This is a genomic window from Streptomyces chartreusis (assembly GCF_008704715.1).
Classification (GTDB): domain Bacteria; phylum Actinomycetota; class Actinomycetes; order Streptomycetales; family Streptomycetaceae; genus Streptomyces; species Streptomyces chartreusis.
Genome location: NZ_CP023689.1, coordinates 7,279,585 through 7,298,271, shown reverse-complemented (window position 1 = coordinate 7,298,271; position 18,687 = coordinate 7,279,585). Strand labels below are relative to the sequence as shown.

The 18,687-nt window shown below is 70.8% G+C and carries 15 protein-coding genes; 10 read left to right on the top strand and 5 right to left on the bottom strand.

Features of this window, described 5'->3' with window-relative positions:
- The first annotated feature begins 37 nt into the window (after positions 1-37).
- The 4 genes from CP983_RS32100 (at position 38) to ybaK (ending at position 4,122) form a co-directional block, all read left to right on the top strand.
- Entirely contained in the window at positions 38-1,627 is a 1,590-nt protein-coding gene (locus CP983_RS32100; RefSeq protein WP_150503465.1) for an oxidoreductase, read from the top strand.
- 167 nt (positions 1,628-1,794) lie between these two features.
- Positions 1,795-2,841, top strand: a complete 1,047-nt coding sequence (locus CP983_RS32095) for a hypothetical protein (protein WP_150503463.1) — start codon at positions 1,795-1,797, stop codon at positions 2,839-2,841.
- Between the two features lie 11 nt (positions 2,842-2,852).
- The gene (locus tag CP983_RS32090) at positions 2,853-3,590 is read left to right on the top strand and encodes an LON peptidase substrate-binding domain-containing protein (RefSeq protein WP_107907065.1); all 738 of its coding nucleotides are present in this window, start codon (positions 2,853-2,855) and stop codon (positions 3,588-3,590) included.
- Positions 3,591-3,618: 28 nt separating this feature from the next.
- Positions 3,619-4,122, top strand: a complete 504-nt coding sequence (gene ybaK, locus CP983_RS32085; protein ID WP_107907064.1) for a Cys-tRNA(Pro) deacylase — start codon at positions 3,619-3,621, stop codon at positions 4,120-4,122.
- A gap of 187 nt (positions 4,123-4,309) precedes the next feature.
- Here the strand turns inward: ybaK and CP983_RS32080 are convergent, their stop codons facing one another.
- The 4 genes from CP983_RS32080 to CP983_RS32065 all read right to left on the bottom strand — a co-directional run bounded on the left by CP983_RS32080 (position 4,310) and on the right by CP983_RS32065 (position 8,393).
- A complete protein-coding gene (locus tag CP983_RS32080) occupies positions 4,310-5,068 on the bottom strand; it encodes an AAA family ATPase (RefSeq protein ID WP_125524411.1) in 759 nt (252 codons plus the stop codon).
- A 34-nt stretch (positions 5,069-5,102) separates the two neighbouring features.
- Positions 5,103-5,927, bottom strand: coding sequence for an ABC transporter permease (locus CP983_RS32075; protein WP_093745685.1), 825 nt, complete (start codon positions 5,925-5,927; stop codon positions 5,103-5,105).
- An 88-nt stretch (positions 5,928-6,015) separates the two neighbouring features.
- Positions 6,016-6,990 carry an ABC transporter ATP-binding protein gene (locus CP983_RS32070; protein WP_150503461.1) on the bottom strand — a complete coding sequence of 325 codons (975 nt, stop codon included), beginning with the start codon at positions 6,988-6,990 and terminating at the stop codon, positions 6,016-6,018.
- A 185-nt stretch (positions 6,991-7,175) separates the two neighbouring features.
- A complete protein-coding gene (locus CP983_RS32065; protein ID WP_150503459.1) occupies positions 7,176-8,393 on the bottom strand; it encodes an NYN domain-containing protein in 1,218 nt (405 codons plus the stop codon).
- A 245-nt stretch (positions 8,394-8,638) separates the two neighbouring features.
- On the opposite strand from CP983_RS32065, the gene CP983_RS44135 reads away from it, so the two are divergent.
- Positions 8,639-8,803, top strand: coding sequence for a hypothetical protein (locus tag CP983_RS44135; protein WP_163017019.1), 165 nt, complete (start codon positions 8,639-8,641; stop codon positions 8,801-8,803).
- Between the two features lie 85 nt (positions 8,804-8,888).
- Here the strand turns inward: CP983_RS44135 and dnaE are convergent, their stop codons facing one another.
- Positions 8,889-12,428, bottom strand: coding sequence for a DNA polymerase III subunit alpha (gene dnaE, locus CP983_RS32060; RefSeq protein ID WP_125524414.1), 3,540 nt, complete (start codon positions 12,426-12,428; stop codon positions 8,889-8,891).
- A gap of 201 nt (positions 12,429-12,629) precedes the next feature.
- Between dnaE and CP983_RS32055 the strand changes: the two genes are divergently transcribed.
- The 5 genes from CP983_RS32055 (at position 12,630) to CP983_RS32035 (ending at position 18,685) form a co-directional block, all read left to right on the top strand.
- Positions 12,630-13,955 carry a DUF2252 domain-containing protein gene (locus CP983_RS32055; protein WP_107907060.1) on the top strand — a complete coding sequence of 442 codons (1,326 nt, stop codon included), beginning with the start codon at positions 12,630-12,632 and terminating at the stop codon, positions 13,953-13,955.
- Between the two features lie 89 nt (positions 13,956-14,044).
- Positions 14,045-14,743 (top strand): hypothetical protein, encoded by a 699-nt coding sequence (locus CP983_RS32050; RefSeq protein ID WP_107907059.1) that lies wholly within the window; start codon positions 14,045-14,047, stop codon positions 14,741-14,743.
- A gap of 76 nt (positions 14,744-14,819) precedes the next feature.
- Positions 14,820-15,632, top strand: a complete 813-nt coding sequence (locus CP983_RS32045; RefSeq protein WP_107907396.1) for a thioredoxin domain-containing protein — start codon at positions 14,820-14,822, stop codon at positions 15,630-15,632.
- An 80-nt stretch (positions 15,633-15,712) separates the two neighbouring features.
- A complete protein-coding gene (locus CP983_RS32040; RefSeq protein WP_150503456.1) occupies positions 15,713-17,374 on the top strand; it encodes an alkaline phosphatase D family protein in 1,662 nt (553 codons plus the stop codon).
- 393 nt (positions 17,375-17,767) lie between these two features.
- Positions 17,768-18,685 carry a zinc metalloprotease gene (locus CP983_RS32035; protein ID WP_229914970.1) on the top strand — a complete coding sequence of 306 codons (918 nt, stop codon included), beginning with the start codon at positions 17,768-17,770 and terminating at the stop codon, positions 18,683-18,685.
- Positions 18,686-18,687: the final 2 nt, after the last annotated feature.

The following is an 18,687-nucleotide window of genomic DNA, read 5'->3' as shown; positions in this document are numbered from 1 at the left end:
TATAAACCCACGAGTAGCCGAGGGGGATGGGCGAAACGTGACCGAACGGGGCGGTCTCCGCGACGGGGACCTGCCGGACGACCTGCCGAACGACCTGACCGCCGCCGAGCTCGGCATGTGGCAGGCCTTCCGCAACGGCAGCGTGTACGACCTGAGCAGCGGCGACACGGTCGTCGACGACCCGCACGGCGGGCACCCCTGGGGCCCGGAGCGGACCGTGCGCGCGCGGATCATCTGCTGGCTGCTGCTGGACGGGCCGCCCGCCCTCGCGGGCCGGGTGTCCTCGCTGAAGCTGGTCGGCGTGCGGATCAGCGACCCGATGGACCTCGCGGGCGGCACGGTGGTGCCGTACGTCGAGCTGCGCGGCTGCCGCTTCGACCGGGAGGTCCTGCTGCCGGAGGCCCGCTTCACGACCGTACGGTTCGTGGACTGCGCGGTGCCGCGGCTGGAGGCGGCGCGGGTGCACACCGAGGGCGATCTGCATCTGCCGCGCTGCCGGTTCCACAACGGCGTACGGCTGACCGACGCCCACATCGGCACGGATCTGCTGCTGAACCAGGCGATCGTCTACCGGGACCGCAGCGGGCGCTCGATCGCCGCGGACGGCATCAGCGTCGGCCAGGACCTCCAGGCCGAGATGCTGGAGTCGCACGGCGAGCTGAGTCTGCGCGGCGCGAGCATCGGCGTGTCGCTGAGCCTGCGCGGCGCCCGGCTGGTCAACCCGTACACCCGGCTCGCGCTGAACGCGCCCCAGCTGACCGTCGGGCGCACGCTGTACATGACGCCGGCGGGCGTCGGCAGTCCGCTGCTGAGCGGCCGCACTCCCGCGCGCGGGACGCGTATCCAGCGGTTCGAGTGCCAGGGCGGGGTGCGGCTCGACGACGGTCGGTTCGGGGACGCGGTCGACCTGGAACGGGCGCGGTTCACCTTCACCGACGAGCAGGAGCTGTCGCTGCGCCGCATCCAGACGCCCGAGCTGCGCTTCCTCGGGGAGCGGCCGGAGCGCGGCGGGGTGGTGCTGTCGGGGGCGCGGACCGTGAACCTGATGGACCGCGCGGACGCCTGGCCGGACCCCGGGCTGCTGCACATGAGCGGCTTCACGTACGAGAACCTCGTGCCGCGCGGCCCGTTCCCGCTGGAGCGGCGGCTTCAGTGGGTGGCCGCGGCGACCGCCGAGTACAACCCGGAGCCGTACGAGCTCCTGGCCTCCGTGCTGCGGGCCGGCGGCGAGGACGAGGACGCGCGCGAGGTGCTGCTCGCCAAGCAGCGCAGGCGCCGCGAGACGCTGCCGCCGGCGGCCAAGCTGTGGGGCTACGCACAGGACTGGATGGTCGCCTACGGATATCGGCCCGGGCGGGCCGCCGTGTGGATGGCGGTGCTGTGGGCCGCGAGCTCGCTGGCGTTCGCGCACGCCGACCATCCGCCGATCAAGGGCGGCGAGCATCCGACCTGGAACCCGCCGCTGTTCGCCCTCGATCTGCTGCTGCCGGTGATCGACCTGGGCCAGGTCGGGTTCTGGCAGCTGAGCGGCGCCTGGCAGTGGCTGGCGGCGGCGATGATCCTGCTCGGCTGGATTCTGGCGACGACCGTGGCGACGGGAGCCACGCGCATGCTGCGGCGGAACTGATCCGCACGAACCGATGAGGCCGGTGGGACGTGTGGGACCACTGAGGTGAAGACTCAGATGTCGGACAGTTGTTGAACAGTTGACCTTTACCCGTTCTTGACCTACGGGCGTACAACTTTCGACATCTTGGCTTTTCCCTCTGGCGCGGCGTGACCAGCGGTCTTTCAATGGTCGACACCATGGCTCTGATGCTTCCGTTCGGCCGTGCGTCCCGGACGACAAGGACCGCGGAGCACCCCGCCGTCGCACTCCCCGGCGACGACGAGGTGCTTCTCGACGCGCCCGACGACCGTCTCGGCCCCGCCCTGGTCGCGGCCGGGCGCGGCGAGTACGAACCCGCCGCGGCGCTGCTCGCCCACACCAGGCAGCACGCCGAGTGGGAGCACCGCGACCGCTACGCGCTGCGCCTGGCGGCCTTCGCACGCTCCCGGACGGAGTGGCTGGAGACCTGGTACGGGGCCGACCCGAAGGACCCGGACGCGCTGCTGGTCAGGGCCCAGCTCGCGGTGGACCAAGCCTGGGGCTCGCCGGCCCGGGCCGAGGTGCTGCGCGGGGTGAGCCCGCTGATCACCGCCGCCGCGCGCACCGACGACCGCGACCCGGTGCCCTGGCGGATCGCCCTGGACCACGCGCGCGGCTCACGCGCCGGCCACACCTACTTCGGGGAGCTGTGGGAGGCGGCGCTGCGCCGCGCCCCGCGCCACTACGGCTGCCATGTGGCGGCCCTGCGCTACCTGGCCTCCTCCTGGCACGGCTCCCACCGCGAGTGCCTGGACTTCGCCGACCGTGCCGCGCAGGACGCCCCCGCCGACTCCCTCGTACAGGCGCTGCCGACCCGGGCCGTCCTCGCCTACCTGGACGACGACTGCGGTCCGGGGGTGCCGCACGAGCGGCTGGACGAGGCGGCCGACCGGGCCGTCGCGCTGTCCGCCCGGTTCCCGGCGGCCGACCTGTGGCCGGCCGCGATCCGCAACAAGCTGACGTACGTGCTGGTACGGCTGGGCCGCTGGGAGGACGCCCTGGAGCAGCTCACGCTGATCGGGCCGCACGCCACCTCGTTCCCGTGGAGCAGGCTCTCGGAGGATCCGCTGGGCCGGTTCCTGGAGACACGTGACGAGGTACGGCGCCGGGCGGCCGGCTCCGCCGCGCGGGGTGCCGCCGGCGGACATCCACGGAGTGGGCGCGGCGGACGCGTTCACTCCGGCGACCACTAGGCTTTGGCGCCGTGACCGTCCGCCTTCCGCTGTTTCCCCTGAACTCGGTGCTGTTCCCGGGACTCGTGCTGCCGCTCAACGTCTTCGAGGAGCGGTACCGCGCCATGATGCGCGATCTGCTGAAGACCCCCGAGGAGGAGCCGCGCCGTTTCGCCGTCGTGGCCATCCGCGACGGCCACGAGGTGGCCCAGAGCGCTCCCGGCATGCCCGATCCCACCGCCCTGCCCGAGCGCGGGCCCGCCGCGGGCTTCGGCCCGGACCCGGTGAAGGCCTTCCACGGGGTGGGCTGTGTGGCGGACGCCGCGACGATCCGGGAGCGGGCCGACGGCACCTTCGAGGTGCTGGCGACGGGCACGACCCGGGTGCGGCTGGTCTCGGTGGACGCCTCGGGCCCGTTCCTGACGGCGGAGCTCGAGGAGCTCCAGGAGGAGCCGGGCGACGAGGCGGGGGCGCTGGCCGAGGGCGTGCTACGCGCGTTCCGGCAGTACCAGAAGCGTCTGGCGGGCGCCCGTGAACGTTCCCTGTCCACGGGGGCCGAGCTGCCCGACCAGCCCGCGGTGGTCTCCTACCTGGTGGCGGCCGCGATGATGCTGGACACCCCGACGAAGCAGCGCCTGCTCCAGGCCCCGGACACCGCGTCCCGGCTGCGCGACGAGCTGAAACTCCTTCGCACCGAGACCTCGATCATCCGTAGCCTGCCGTCGCTGCCGTCGTCGGACCTGACGCGCGGTCCGACGAGTCTCAACTGACGCACGACCACTGGGGAAACCGGCCACCATGGCGAAGAAGTCCAAGAAGAACCAGCAGCCGGGCGGCACTCCCGCGACGGTCGCCCTGACGGCCGCGGGTGTCGCCTACACCGTCCACTCCTACGAGCACGACCCCGCGCACCCCTCGTACGGCGAGGAGGCCGCGGAGGCGATGGGCGTGTCCCCGGACCGGGTCTTCAAGACCCTGGTGGCGGACGTGGACGGCAGCCTCACCGTGGCGGTGGTCCCGGTGGCCGGGCAGCTGGACCTCAAGTCCCTGGCGTCGGCGGTCGGCGGCAAGCGCGCGGCGATGGCCGACCCGGCCCTTGCGGAACGCACCACGGGCTATGTGCGCGGCGGCATCTCCCCGCTGGGGCAGCGCAAGAAGCTCCGCACGGTCCTGGACGCCTCGGCCTCGGCCCACGCCACGATCTGCGTCTCGGCGGGCCGTCGCGGCCTGGAGGTCGAACTCTCCCCCGAGGACCTGGCGAAGCTCACGGAAGCGGTCCTGGCGCCCATCGGGCGTGCGTGACCTCTCGACGGCTGGGGTGTCCTCGGTTAAGTACGAGGGACATGTCGAAGAAAACGCGGAAACGAAAGTGGCGCATCAAGAAGGGCCGCTCGAACCACGGACGCCGCCCGGCATGACGAACCACCGTCCCGGGGGGCCACGGCCCCCTGGGCATCCCGGCCCCGGTTCCTGATCCGCCGGGCAGGCCCTAGGCCTGCGGTGCTCCGTACGGGTCCTTCGGCTGCCCCTCCGGCGGGTGCTGGTGGTACGGGTCCGCGTCCCGGGGGCCGAACAGCGCGGTCAGCCCGAGATGGACGAGCAGCGCGGCCAGTGGCCAGGCCAGCAGCGCGCCCTTGGCCCCCAGCTTCAGCGGCGCGGAGAACGCGACGCCCTTGCCCACTTCCTTGGCGTGGGCGATGACGTCCCCGGTGGGCCCGAGCCGCACTCCCAGCCACCAGGCGAGCAGCGACCCGAGGAACGCCCCGACGGCCAGTCCGATCACCAGCGGCACACCCCCGCGCCGCCGCCACAGGAACACGGCGACCGCGCTGACCAGGCCGAACGCCAGCGCGAGCAGAGTGAACGTTCCGTCCACCCCGATGGCCTGCTCCCCCTCGGAATCCTTGAAGTAGACGACCCAGCTGTCGTCGACGACGTCCCCGACCAGCGGCACGCTCGGCGCCAGCCGCCACCACAGCAGCCCGAGCAGCGCGCCGAGGAGCGCCACCACCACCGTGACGATCGCTGCCTCTCGCAGTTCGGTCTTCATGCCGGGACCGTCCTGTTCGTACGAGCCATACATGCCGTACGGGCCGGGAGCGCCGGGGTGGCCCGGTATCCCGCCCGGGGCACCGGATATGGCGTCGTGCGGCGGTACGGCGGCCGCGTGCCCGGCAGCGGGCTGCTGCCATCCCCCGTTCGGGGACGGTTCACGCGGCGGCGGTGGAGGAGTCAGCGGAGCGGTCACCCTGCCATCGTGCCAGGCCGTTCTGTGCGGCGCGTCACCGGACGGCCGCCCGACGGTACGCCCAGGTGGCCACGGCCAGCGAGACGACGCCGACGACCCCGCACACGGCCAGGTCACCGAGCACGAAGGCCCAGTCCGGCCGCTCCGCGAAGGTCCGTGCGAAGGCCTCCACGCCGTACGTCGAGGGCAGCAGGTCCCGGGCGAGGCGGACCGCGTCCGGCATCCGGTCGGCGGGCAGCACGCCCAGCAGCAGCGCCGCGGACATGCCCAGCTGCCCGAGCAGCGTGGCCAGTTCGGGGCGCGGGGCGAGCAGCCCGAGCGCCGCCCCGAGCCCGGCGAGCGCGGCCCCGGCCAGCGGGATCACCGCGACGAGCACCCAGAGGTTCGCCATCGGCAGCCCGAACAGCACGCATCCGAAGACGGCGGTCACCACGGTCCCCGGCACGGTGAAGGAGGCGTACGCCCCGGCCGCGCCCAGCACCACCGCGGCCGGCGGCACCGGCAGCGTGGCGTAGTGGTCGAGCCCGCCGCTGGCCCGCAGCTGCCCGAAGTACTGGGCGAGCAGGTTCAGCGCGACGAAGGCCACGACGAGTACCGCCGAACCGGCGACCACGGCCTGCGCCTCGGCGCCGCCGTCGACGACCCCGCGCATCAGGATCATGATCCCGATCGACTGGAAGGTCGCCACGAACAGCAGCGGGATGCGCGCAACCCGGGCCCGGGACAGCTGCGCCCGGTACACGGCACACAGCGACGGCCAGAGCCGCGCGCGCGGCCCGAGCTCGGCCGCGGCCCGGCCGGCCGTCTCGTCCACGGCCAGGGCGCTGCCCGGCAGAACCTCGGCGGGTACGACACTCACGTGGCGCTGCTCCCTTTCACACGGGGGATCACCGGGGAGGTGGCCCTGTTCCGTACGGAGTTCTGTACGGATGCGGCGGTCTGCGTACTCACGCCTTCACCAGCCCCTGCTGCGCGGCCCCGCCCAGCGACAGATAGACGTCCTCCAGGCTCGGCGTGGCGAGCGTGAAGTCGTCAAGCGCGGCGAAGGCGGCGCCGCCGGTGACAGTGGCGACGACCGCGCGGGCCTCCTCGGGGGCGAGCCGCAGCGTCCAGCGGCGGCCGGACTCCACGACGCGGTCCTGGAGGGCTGCGACCTCGGGCACGTCCAGCGGCGCCCGGTCCCGCCACAGCAGCTCGACCCGGACCTCGCCGGCGACGCGCTCCTTGAGCCCGGACGGGGTGTCACAGGCGATCACGTGGCCCCGGTCGAGCACGGCGACCCGGTCAAGCACGGTCTCGGCCTCGATGACGTTGTGGGTGACGAGGACGACGGTCGTGCCGTGCTCGGCCCGCCGGCGGTCCACGGCCGACCACACGGCCCGCCGCGCCACCGGGTCCATCGCGGTGGTCGGCTCGTCGAGCACGAGCAGCGGCCGCTCCCCCACCAGGGCGGCGGCGAAGCAGGCGAGCCGGCGCTGGCCGCCGGACAGCTTCTTGATCGGCCGCCCGGCGAGCGGTCCGAGGCCCAGCTCGTCGAGCACGGCGTCCCGTTCGTCGCGGGCCTGGCGTACGTCCAGGCCGCGCAGCCGTCCGGTCGTCTCGGCGGCGAGCGACACGGTCAGGTCGTCGAGGGCGGTCGACTCCTGCCCGAGGTAGGCGAGGATGCGCGCGGCCCGCTCGGGGTGGCGCACGATGTCGTGCCCGAGGATCTCGACGCTGCCGGCGTCGGGCCGCATCAGCCCGGTCAGCTGGCGTACGAGGGTGGTCTTGCCGGCGCCGTTGGGGCCGAGCAGCCCGAAGATCTCGCCGCGCCGGATGTCCAGCCGTACGTCGTCGGTGGCGCGCACCTCGGGAGTGCCGGGCGCCCCGCGCCGTGCACGCACCGCCGGGTAGGTCTTGGTCAGCCCGCGCACGGCACACACGACGTCACCACCGTGCCGAAATGCCTGTGCCGCGCGCGTACTCACAAGGGACGAGACTACGGGGTCCACGAGCCCGATCCGCCCTCGGGTCGGCGACTCGGCACAAATCGGCCGCTCACCGCCACAAAGCCGCTCGCCGCGCGGCGTGGCCCGGCGGCGCCGGGCTCGTCCGCCGCCCGTCCGGCTCACTCACCGGCGGGCGCGTGCTCCGCGGCCGTGCGGACGTCGATCTCGCGCCAGAACCCGGCCCGGATCGCGTACCGGTCGTGCTCGTCGATCTGGTCGTCCTTGTGCGCGAGGAGGCCGAACCGGGCCGCGTAGCGCAGCAGCTCGCCGTCGATCCGGTGCGGGATCCGCGGATACATCCCGGACAGCCGCTGGAAGTGGCTCTGGTCCCCGAGCCGCGCCATCCACCGCCGCGCGAAGACCTGCCCCACCTCGTAGGGGTCGCCGCCGACCGTGGTGATGTCCTCCTCGCGGTCGGCCCAGCGCTGCTCGGCGGTGGTCAGCTGTGCCAGCGTCGGCATGGACGCGGCCTCGGCCGACTCGGCCGCGACACCGGGCCGGTCGACCCACCCTTTGTCGGAGGACCAGCGCAGCGTCGCGTTCGACGGGTGCTGGGCCGGCTGGACGCCTGGGGCGCGCAGGGCGGCGAGGTCCTTCGGCGTGGGCACGCCCTTGGGCGCCGGAACGCGCTCCTGCGTGCCGTTCTCCGAGGCGACGGGCGTGGCGTGCTCGACCTCCGCCGGGGGCCGCTCGGTCGCCGCGCCGAGCGCGGAGTCGGGCAGCGGCGCGGACAGGATCGCGGCGATCTCCGGCCGGGGCACGGGCTGTGGCGCGCACACCCCGGTGAGTTCCTTGGCGCGCACGGCCTTGGTGATCCACGTACGGTCCAGGACGCGCCGTTCGTCGGCCTCGGCGACCAGGTCCTCGGACTGGTTGTAGTCACCGTCGGCGGCCTGCACGGCCCACAGATGTACGGCGACGCCGTGCTCCTTGGCGGCCATCATGCCCGGCAGGAGATCGCCGTCCCCGGTCACCAGCACCACGTCGGAGCAGGCGCGGTTGCGGGCCAGCTCGGTGAGCTCGGCGTGCATCGCGGCGTCCACGCCCTTCTGCGCCCAGCGGCCGTCGCTGCGGGTGAGTGCGCCCAGCCGGACGGTGACCCGGGGCATCACGCGCAGCCTGCGGTGCTCGGGCTGGGGGACGCGGTCGGGGGCGCCGTCGAACCAGTAGATCCGCAGCAGGGGCTGCTGGGTGTCGGACTCGGCGCGTTCGCGCAGCCCCTGGATGAGGGCGGTGTGGTCGACGGTGATCCGGGACCGGGAGGGTTCCCCGGCGAGCAGGCTGGCGGCGGCCCCCAGCAGATACCCGGCGTCCACCAGGACGATGCAGCGGTCCACGCGACTCACCCTCTTCCCGGGAGGTTTGCTTTGGGCTTCCTTCGAGTCTGCCCGACCGCGCGGGGGTTAACGGGCCGAACTCGATCTTCGGCGTGGCGTTTCGGGGCATCGAGCCCTCGGCGCGCCACGCCTCACGCCCCGACAACCGCTGTCACAGACGGTAATTATCCGAAATGCGTTCTTTATCAGCCTATGTGAATCTGGTCCCGGCCCTGGCCCCTAGTCCCCACAGGAGGCAGATCACCATGGCCAAGAACAAGAAGCAGGACCGGAAGCAGCCGCAGTCCGAGCGTGCACAGCAGCAGGCGCAGCACTCCTCGATGGAGACGCAGACCGAGCAGCACATGCCGCAGGTGACTCCCGCCGACATGGCACGCAAGGGCAAGCAGAAGCGCTTCGGCCACAACTGACATCCGCAGGACGGGCCGTTGCGGCCCAGGCACACGAAGAGGGGCGCACCCACGCGCGGGGTGCGCCCCTCTCGCACGACTTGGCTCAGCCGGCCAGACAGGACGGTCCGAGCAGCACCTTCAGGTCACCGAACAGCGCCGGATCGGGCTTCACCCGGTGCCGGTCCAGCCGTAGGACCGTCGTCTTCGTCGGGCCCTGGAGCTTGATCCGGACCTCGCTGTCGCCCTTGTGGTGACTGAGGATCTCACCGAGGCGGTTCACCATCGGCGGGGTGACCCGAGTGGCCGGGATGGTCAGGATCACCGGCGCGTTGGTGCCCGCGTTGGACAGGTCGGGGACCTGGAGCTCCATCGCGACCAGCCGCGGCACGTCCTCGCGCTTGTCGAGGCGGCCCTTGACGAACACCACGGCGTCCTCGACGAGTTGGGTCGACACGAGCTGGTACGTCGCCGGGAAGAACATGCACTCGATGGAACCGGCGAGGTCCTCGACGGTGGCGATCGCCCAGGCGTTGCCCTGCTTGGTCATCTTGCGCTGGAGGCCCGAGATGATGCCGCCGATGGTGACGACCGCGCCGTCCGCGTGCTCACCGCCGGTGAGTTGGGCGATGCCCGCGTCGGCCTTGTCGGACAGCACGTGCTCCAGGCCGAAGAGCGGGTGGTCGGAGACGTACAGACCGAGCATCTCCCGCTCCTGGGCGAGCAGATAGGTCTTGTCCCACTCGTCCTCGGTGAAGACCACGTCGAGCCCGAAGCCGGGCTCGTTGCTCTCCTCCTCGCCCATGCCGCCGAAGAGGTCGAACTGGCCCTCGGCCTCCTTGCGCTTGACCGCGACCACGTTGTCGATCATCGGCTCGAAGTGCGCGGTGAGGCCCTTGCGGGTGTGCCCCAGGCTGTCGAACGCGCCCGCCTTGATCAGCGATTCGGTGGTGCGCTTGTTGCACGCGGTCGCGTCGACCTTGTCGAGGTAGTCGGGGAAGGAGGCGTACTTGCCCTTCGCCTTGCGGCTCTTGATGATCGACTCGACGACGTTGGTGCCGACGTTGCGCACGGCCTCCAGGCCGAACAGGATCACGTCGTCGCCCTGGGCGGCGAAGTTGTGCACCGACTCGTTGACGTTCGGCGGGAGCACCTTGATGCCCATGCGCCGGCACTCGTTCAGGTAGACGGCCGACTTGTCCTTGTCGTCCTTGACGGAGGTCAGCAGCGCGGCCATGTACTCGGCGGGGTGGTTCGCCTTGAGGTAGGCGGTCCAGTACGACACCAGGCCGTACGCGGCGGAGTGCGCCTTGTTGAACGCGTAGCCGGCGAAGGGGACCAGCACGTCCCACAGGGCCTGGATGGCCTCGTCGCTGTAGCCCTTGTCGCGGGCGCCCTTCTGGAAGAGGACGAAGTTCTTCGCCAGCTCGTCGGGCTTCTTCTTGCCCATCACGCGGCGCAGGATGTCGGCCTCGCCGAGGGAGTACCCGGCGATGATCTGGGCGGCCTTCTGCACCTGCTCCTGGTAGACGATCAGGCCGTAGGTGACGGCCAGGACCTCTTCGAGGGGCTCCTCCAGCTCCTTGTGGATCGGGGTGATCTCCTGGAGCTTGTTCTTGCGCAGGGCGTAGTTGGTGTGCGAGTCCATGCCCATCGGGCCCGGACGGTACAGCGCGGAGACGGCGGAGATGTCTTCGAAGTTGTCGGGCTTCATCAGCCGCAGCAGCGAACGCATCGGTCCGCCGTCGAACTGGAACACGCCCAGGGTGTCACCGCGCTGCAGCAGCTCGAAGGTCGTCGGGTCATCGAGCGGCAGGGAGAGCAGGTCGAGGTCGATGCCCTTGTTGGACTTCACCATCTTGTTGGCGTCGTCCATGATCGTCAGGTTGCGCAGGCCGAGGAAGTCCATCTTCAGCAGGCCGAGCGACTCGCACTGCGGGTAGTCCCACTGCGTGATGGTGACGCCGTCGGTGTGCCGCACCCAGATCGGGGCGTGGTCGACGATGGGCTCGCTGGACATGATCACGCCGGCGGCGTGCACGCCCATCTGCCGGACCAGGCCCTCGACGCCCTTCGCGGTGTCGATGACCTTCTTGACGTCCGGCTCGTTCTCGTACATCCCGCGGATCTCGCCTGCCTCGCTGTAGCGCGGGTGCGAGGGGTTGGTGATGCCGTCGAGGTCGATGCCCTTGCCGAGGACGTCGGCGGGCATCGCCTTGGTGAGGCGGTCGCCCATCGCGTACGGGTAGCCCAGCACGCGCGCGGAGTCCTTGATGGCGTTCTTCGCCTTGATCTTGCCGTAGGTGCCGATCATGGCGACCTTGTCGGCGCCGTACTTCTCCGTCACGTACCTGATCACCTCGACGCGCCTGCGCTCGTCGAAGTCGATGTCGACATCGGGCATGGAGACGCGCTCGGGGTTGAGGAACCGCTCGAAGATCAGGCCGTGCGGGATCGGGTCGAGGTCGGTGATGCCCATGGCGTAGGCGACGATCGAGCCGGCCGCGGAGCCTCGGCCGGGGCCGACCGCGATGCCGTTGTTCTTGGCCCACATGATGAAGTCGGCGACGACGAGGAAGTAGCCCGGGAACCCCATCTGGATGATGACGTCCATCTCGTACTCGGCCTGCTTCTGCCGGTCCTCGGGGACACCGCCCGGGAAACGGCGCTCCATGCCGACCCGGACCTCCTCCTTGAACCAGGTGACCTCGGTGTAGCCGTCGGGGATGTCGAACCTCGGCATGAGGTTCTTCGCCTCGAACATGCCGTCGGTGTCGACCATCTCGGCCACGAGGAGGGTGTTGGCGCAGCCCTCCTGCCAGGCGTCCGAGGAGTCGACCGCGTACATCTCGTCCGTGGACTTCAGGTAGTAGCCGGTGCCGTCGAACCTGAAGCGGTCGGGGTCGGAGAGGTTCTTGCCGGTCTGGATGCACAGCAGGGCGTCGTGCGCGGTCGCCTCGTGCGCGTACGTGTAGTGCGAGTCGTTCGTCACCAGTGGCGGGATGCCGAGCTTCTTGCCGATCTCCAGCAGACCGTCACGGACCCGGTGCTCGATCTCGATGCCGTGGTCCATCAGCTCCAGGAAGTAGCGGTCCTTGCCGAAGATGTCCTGGTAGTCGGCCGCCGCCTTCAGTGCCTCGTCGTACTGGCCGAGGCGCAGCCGGGTCTGGAGCTCGCCGGAGGGGCAGCCGGTGGAGGCGACGATCCCCTCGGACCACTGGGAGATCGTCTCCTTGTCCATCCGGGGCCACTTCTGGAGCCAGCCCTCGGCGTACGCGTCCGAGGACAGCCGGAAGAGGTTGTGCAGGCCCGTCTTGTTCACGGCCCACATCGTCTTGTGGGTGTAACCACCGGAACCGGACACGTCGTCGCGCTTCTGGTGCGGCTGGCCCCACTGGATCTTGCGCTTGTTGCGCCGGGACTCGGGGGCGACGTAGGCCTCGATCCCGATGATCGGGGTGACCCCGGCCTTCTTCGCGGTGTGGAAGAAGTCGTACGCCCCGTGGAGGTTGCCGTGGTCGGACATGGCGATGTGCGTCATGCCCATCTCATTGCACGCGTCGAACATGTCCTTCAGCCGCGCGGCACCGTCCAGCAGCGAGTACTGGGTGTGGACGTGCAGGTGCGTGAACGGCGGCTTTGACACGGCTTGGCCTCCATGGAAAACGCTCGGTGACAGGCGGACGGACACTTCTGGGGACAGCGTCGAAGTCTATGCCTCGGGACTGACACTCACGGGGCTGCCCCGCGTACCTTCACAGCGAGGGCCGCGGGCACTTTCCGGTCGGCCCGCCCGTTGGATACGACAGAAACGCTGTCGTACACATGCACCAGGAGGCACCCAGCGATGTCGGTCCCCCAGCTCAACGACGAGCAGCGCGGCGACGAGATCCTCGCCGTCTTCGACACCGCCTTCGGCGAGCTCCTGGCCGCCGATCCGGCCGCGTTCCGCGTGAAGTTCCGGAAGATGGCGGCCTCGGCCTTCGCGTTCTACCGCGGCACGGCGTGCCTCTTCTACCACGACCTCGACGCCGAGAAGCGCGGCGGCCCGTACCTGGACGAGCGCACCTCGCGCGTGTGGATCCACGGCGACCTGCACGCGGAGAACTTCGGCACGTACATGGACTCCAACGGCCGGCTGATCTTCAACGTCAACGACTTCGACGAGGCCTACGTCGGCCCCTTCACCTGGGACCTCAAGCGCTTCGCCGCCTCCGTCGCGCTCATCGGGTACGCCAAGGCGTTCGGCGACGACCAGATCAGCGAGCTGGTGCGGATCTACGCGGCCGCCTACCGCGAGCGGGTGCACGCCCTGGCCACCGGCGCCAAGAGCGACGAGGTGCCGCCGTTCACGCTGGACACCGCCCAGGGCCCGCTCCTGGACGCGCTGCGCGACGCCCGCGCGCTGACCCGCTTCGGGCTGCTGGAGTCCATGACGGAGATCCGTGACTTCGAGCGCCGCTTCGCCCCCGGCGGCGGCTCCATCGAGCTGGACGCGGCCACCCGCTACAAGGTCCTCGCCGCGTTCGACGGCTATCTGGAGACGCTGCCGGACGCGTCCCTGGCCCGCCCGGACTCCTACCGGGTCAAGGACGTCGTGGGCCGCCGCGGCATCGGCATCGGCTCGGCCGGGCTGCCGTCGTACAACATCCTGCTGGAGGGCCACACCGACGCCCTCGAGAACGACGTCGTGATCTACATCAAGCAGGCCCAGACCCCGGCCGTCTCCCGGCACATCACCGACCAGGCGCTGCGGGACTACTTCCAGCACGAGGGCCACCGCACGGTGATCTCCCAGCGCGCCCTCCAGCAGCACGCCGACCCGTGGCTGGGCTGGACCGAGCTGGACGGCGCGGGCCAGCTGGTCGCCGAGGTCTCGCCGTACGCGGTGGACCTGGACTGGGGCGACATCGACGACCCGGAGGAGATCGCGTCGGTGGTCGCCGACCTCGGCCGGGCCACGGCCACGATGCACGCGGCGGCGGACGACACCTCCGGCGAGTCCCTGGTGCCGTTCTCCACGGAGCGCGCCATCGACGCGGCCATCGCGGCCGACGAGGACGGCTTCGCGGAGCTCCTGGTCGACTTCGCGCACAGCTACGGCGCACGCGCGCGTGCCGATCACCAGACCTTCGTGGACCTGTTCCGCAACGGCCGGATCCCGGGTCTGTGACGGACAGGCCACGCACGGTCGCTCCCCGGCCATTCACAGGCACCCTTTAGGGGTCTCTTACAGGAGCACGTGACACACTCTCCACCGCTATGGACATATCCGGGACCCAGCTGCGAGCCGTACGCGCGGCGCTCTTCACGGCACTCGTCGTGACACTGAGCACCGCGTCGCACGTGCTGCTGTCCCGGGCACCCCTGCCGCTGAACACGGTGACCCTGCTCACGGGCGCCGTGTTCGTGCTCGCCTACGCCCTGGCCGGCCGGGAGCGGACCTTCGGCCGGATCGCCGCTCTGCTGGTGCCGCTGGAGCTGGCCGCCGACACGATCCTCACCACCGGCCAGCACGTCTGTTACGGCAGGGCGGGCGGCCCGGTCGCCGGTCCGCTGGCGTCGGTCGGCTGGGACGTGCTGTGCGGCGAGGGCACCCAGGTCGGGGCCCCGCTGGCCCAGGTCACCGGCACCGACCCCGAGCGGCTCGGCGGCCTGCTCGGCCATGTCGACCCGGTCACCGCCTGGTTCCTGCTGGCCGCCCACATCGGCGTCGGCCTCCTCGCCGCGGCCTGGCTGCGCCGCGGCGAGCGGGCCCTGGCCCAGCTGCTGAGCGCGGTCGCGGCGACCACCTTCCGGCCGCTGCTGACTGCGGTCGCCGCGGTGACGGTCCCCACGACCGCCCCGGCCCGCCGTCTGCCGCGCCCCACCGACCGTACGGCCGCCGCCCGCAGCCGCCTCCTCGTGCACTCCCTGGGACGGCGTGGACCGCCTCGCTCCCCTGCCTTCACCTGCGCGTGACGGCAGCTGAGCGGCACAGCCCACCCATACGTAATCCCGCACACGACGTGTGCGTGTCCCCATGGAGATCACCAACATGAGCAAGCGGAACAGCCAGGCCGCGAAGACGGCGGCCCGGGAGCGGCTGCGCATCGAGCGCGAGCGCGAGGCGAAGCGCGCGAAGATCAAGCGGCAGCTGATCGTCGCCGGCTCCATCGTCGGCGTCCTGGCGATAGCAGGCGGCATCAGCTACGCGGTCGTGCAGGGCAACAAGCCCGGCTACTGGGAGGCCGCGAAGGACGACAAGCTCGTCAAGCCGGCCAACACCTCGGGCAAGAACGGCACGACCGTCACCATCGGCGAGGACAGCGCCAAGAAGACCCTCGTGATGTACGAGGACCCGCGCTGCCCGGTCTGCGCCTCCTTCGAGCAGACCGTCGGCACGACCGTCGACAAGGGCGTCGAGGACGGCAAGTACAAGATGCAGTACGTCGGGGCCACCTTCCTCGACAACGGTCTGGGCGGCGAGGGCTCCAAGAACGCCCTCAGTGCCCTGGGTGCGGCGCTGAACGTCAGCGACGACGCGTTCCTCCAGTACAAGGCCGCGATGTACTCGGCCAAGTGGCACCCGGAGGAGTCCGACGACAAGCTCAAGGACGACGCCTACCTGATCAAGATCGCGGACACGGTCGACGCCCTGAAGGGCAACAAGGAGTTCCAGAACGCCGTGAAGAACGGCACCTACGACAAGTGGGCGCTGGAGATGTCGGCGACGTTCGACGACAGCGGCGTGCAGGGCACCCCGACCCTGAAGATGGACGGCAAGACGCTGACCGGCGCCGACGGGAAGAACGCGCCGATGACGGTGGCCGACTTCAACAAGGCGATGGAGACGGCCCTCAAGGGCTGATCCGACCTTCAGAGGAAGAGCGGGCGAACTTTTGCGAGTTCGCCCGCTCTTGTGCATACCGCTCAGTAACCTGATCGGCTGTGACCAGTCGATACAGATCATCCGAGCCGTTCAATTCCCATACCCCGCGCCGCCGTACGGTCGTCAAGGCCGCGGCGGCGACGGCTGTCCTGGCGGGTCCGCTCGCCGCCGCGCTGCCCGCGCGCGCGGCCGGGCAGGGGCCCGCCTTCCTGCACGGCGTCGCCTCCGGTGACCCGCTGCCCGACGGCGTCCTGCTGTGGACCCGTGTGACGCCGACCGCCGACGCCACGCCCGGCTCCGGGCTCGGCCCGAACACCGAGGTCAGCTGGGTCGTCGCCCGCGACAAGGCGCTGACGAACATCGTCGCCAAGGGCTCGACCACCGCGACCGCCGCCTCCGACCACACCGTGAAGGCGGACATACGGGGCCTGGAGCCGGCCACCGACTACTGGTTCCGCTTCTCGGCGGGCGGCACGGACTCCCCGGTGGCGCGCACCCGCACCGCGCCGGCGGCGAACGCCTCCGTGGCCGGCCTGCGCTTCGGCGTGGTCTCCTGCGCCAACTGGGAGGCCGGCTACTTCGCCTCGTACCGCCACCTCGCCGCCCGCGGCGACCTGGACGCCTGGCTGCACCTCGGCGACTACATCTACGAGTACGGCACCGGCCAGTACGGCACGCGCGGCACCGTGGTGCGGCAGACGGCGCCCGCCAACGAGATCCTCACGCTCGCCGACTACCGCGGCCGGCACGGCAAGTACAAGACGGACGCCGATCTCCAGGCCCTGCACGCGAAGGCACCCGTCATCGCGATCTGGGACGACCACGAGATGGCCAACGACGCCTGGTCGGGCGGCGCCGAGAACCACACCGAGGGCGCCGAGGGCGCCTGGGCCGCGCGTCAGGCCGCCGCCAAGCAGGCGTACTTCGAGTGGATGCCGGTGCGTCCGGCCGTCGCCGGCACCACCTACCGGCGGCTGCGCTTCGGCAAGCTCGCCGACCTGTCCCTGCTGGACCTGCGTTCCTTCCGCTCCGAGCAGGTCAAGGTCGGCAACGGCGAGGTCGACGACCCCGAGCGCACGCTCACCGGCCGTGCCCAACTGGACTGGCTGAAGGCGGGCCTGAAGTCCTCCGACACCACCTGGCGGCTGGTCGGCAACTCGGTGATGATCTCGCCGTTCGCGATCGGCTCCCTCTCCGCGGACCTGCTGAAGCCGCTGGCCAAGCTGCTGGGCCTGCCGCAGGAGGGTCTCGCCCTCAACACCGACCAGTGGGACGGCTACACGGACGACCGCCGCGAGCTGCTCGCCCATCTGCGCTCGAACGCGATCCGCAACACCGTGTTCCTCACCGGCGACATCCACATGGCGTGGGCCAACGACGTCCCGGTGGACGCCGGCACCTACCCGCTGTCCGCCTCCGCGGCCACGGAGTTCGTCGTCACGTCGGTCACCTCCGACAACCTCGACGACCTCGTGAAGGTCCCCGAGGGCACTGTCTCCGCGATCGCCTCGCCGCTCATCCGGGCCGCCAACCGGCACGTCCACTGGGTCGACACCGACCGTCACGGCTACGGAATCCTGGACATCACGGCCGCCCGCGCGCAGATGGACTACTACGTCCTGGCCGACAAGACGAAGCAGGACTCCGGCGCGTCCTGGGCACGTTCGTACCGCACCCGCACCGGAACGCAGAAGGTCGAGCGCACCTACGACCCTGTGTAAACCCTGTGCCGCATGGTCGATTTTCGGCCACTCCTGGCCCGATTGCGGGCCGTTAACCGGAGATCACATCGCTACGGCGGGTGGTGCGAGTCGCGTTCCGAATACGGACACACCACCCGCCCGGGCAACGGAACCCGTTACGCCGCGATCTCACACTCCAGACAGTTGATCATTCACTTACCCCAAATATCCCTATCTGCCGGGTATTTGATTGGGCCTGATCGATTCTCTTCGGACATGGGCATGTCCACGTAATGTCCGGGCGGCGGCCAGGAAGACCCCTGCGCCCCCTCCCCAACGCATCAGCCAGGAGTCAGCGTGCGTGCGCTTGCCCGAATATCTCCCTCTACGCGCAGACGTGTTCTCGCCACGACAGCCGTGGCCGGAACTTTGATGCTCACTCCGCTCTCGGCGCCCACCACGGTCGCGGCGGCCCAGGCTCCGGCCGCCGACTGCGCCGAGGACGGCGGCCACGCCGCGGCCCGCGAGGCCCGCCCCGGACACGGCGGCGAGGCCGTCGCCGAGCCCAACGAGGTCAGCGCGGCCAAGGCCCAGGCGATGGACGCCGACCTGCGGAAGAAGCTCGACAAGCTGCCCGCCACCGGCAACCGCAGCCTCGCGGCCGCCGCCTCGACCACCATCCCGGTCTACTTCCACGTCATCCACGACGGCGCGACCGGGCAGCTCGACTCCGCCGACATCAACGCCCAGATGAACGTCCTGAACGCGGCCTACGCCGGCCAGGGCACCGGAAACGTCGACTCCGGCTACCAGTTCACCCTGGCCGGCACCGACTACACCGACAACGCGGCCTGGTACGGCGTCGGTTACGGCTCGCCGGAGGAGAAGGCGATGAAGTCCGCCCTGCGCAAGGGCGGCGCGAACGCGCTCAACGTCTACACCGCCGACCTCGGCGACGGCCTCCTCGGCTGGGCGACCTTCCCCAGCTCCTACAAGTCGAGCCCCTCCATGGACGGCGTGGTCCTCCTCGACACCTCGCTGCCGGGCGGCTCGGCCACCCACTACGACGAGGGCGACACCGCGACCCACGAGGTCGGCCACTGGATGGGCCTGTACCACACCTTCCAGGGCGGCTGTAACGGCAACGGCGACTACGTCGACGACACCCCGGCCGAGAAGAGCGCCGCCTACGAGTGCCCGGAGGGACGGAACACCTGCACCCGCAAGGCGGGCGCGGACCCGATCCACAACTTCATGGACTACACGTACGACGCCTGCATGTACCAGTTCACCGCGGGCCAGGTGAGCCGCATGCAGCAGAACTGGGCGGCGTACCGGGCGGCGGGCTGAGC

What these genes read in the sequence shown, in the direction of transcription:
- CP983_RS32055 (WP_107907060.1), top strand. Translation starts at nt 12,630, where the DNA reads ATGTCGGTCCCCCAGCTCAACGACGAGCAGCGCGGCGACGAGATCCTC.
- CP983_RS32050 (WP_107907059.1), top strand. Translation starts at nt 14,045, where the DNA reads ATGGACATATCCGGGACCCAGCTGCGAGCCGTACGCGCGGCGCTCTTC.
- CP983_RS32035 (WP_229914970.1), top strand. Translation starts at nt 17,768, where the DNA reads ATGCTCACTCCGCTCTCGGCGCCCACCACGGTCGCGGCGGCCCAGGCT.
- CP983_RS32045 (WP_107907396.1), top strand. Translation starts at nt 14,820, where the DNA reads ATGAGCAAGCGGAACAGCCAGGCCGCGAAGACGGCGGCCCGGGAGCGG.
- ybaK (WP_107907064.1), top strand. Translation starts at nt 3,619, where the DNA reads ATGGCGAAGAAGTCCAAGAAGAACCAGCAGCCGGGCGGCACTCCCGCG.
- CP983_RS44135 (WP_163017019.1), top strand. Translation starts at nt 8,639, where the DNA reads ATGGCCAAGAACAAGAAGCAGGACCGGAAGCAGCCGCAGTCCGAGCGT.
- CP983_RS32095 (WP_150503463.1), top strand. Translation starts at nt 1,795, where the DNA reads ATGGTCGACACCATGGCTCTGATGCTTCCGTTCGGCCGTGCGTCCCGG.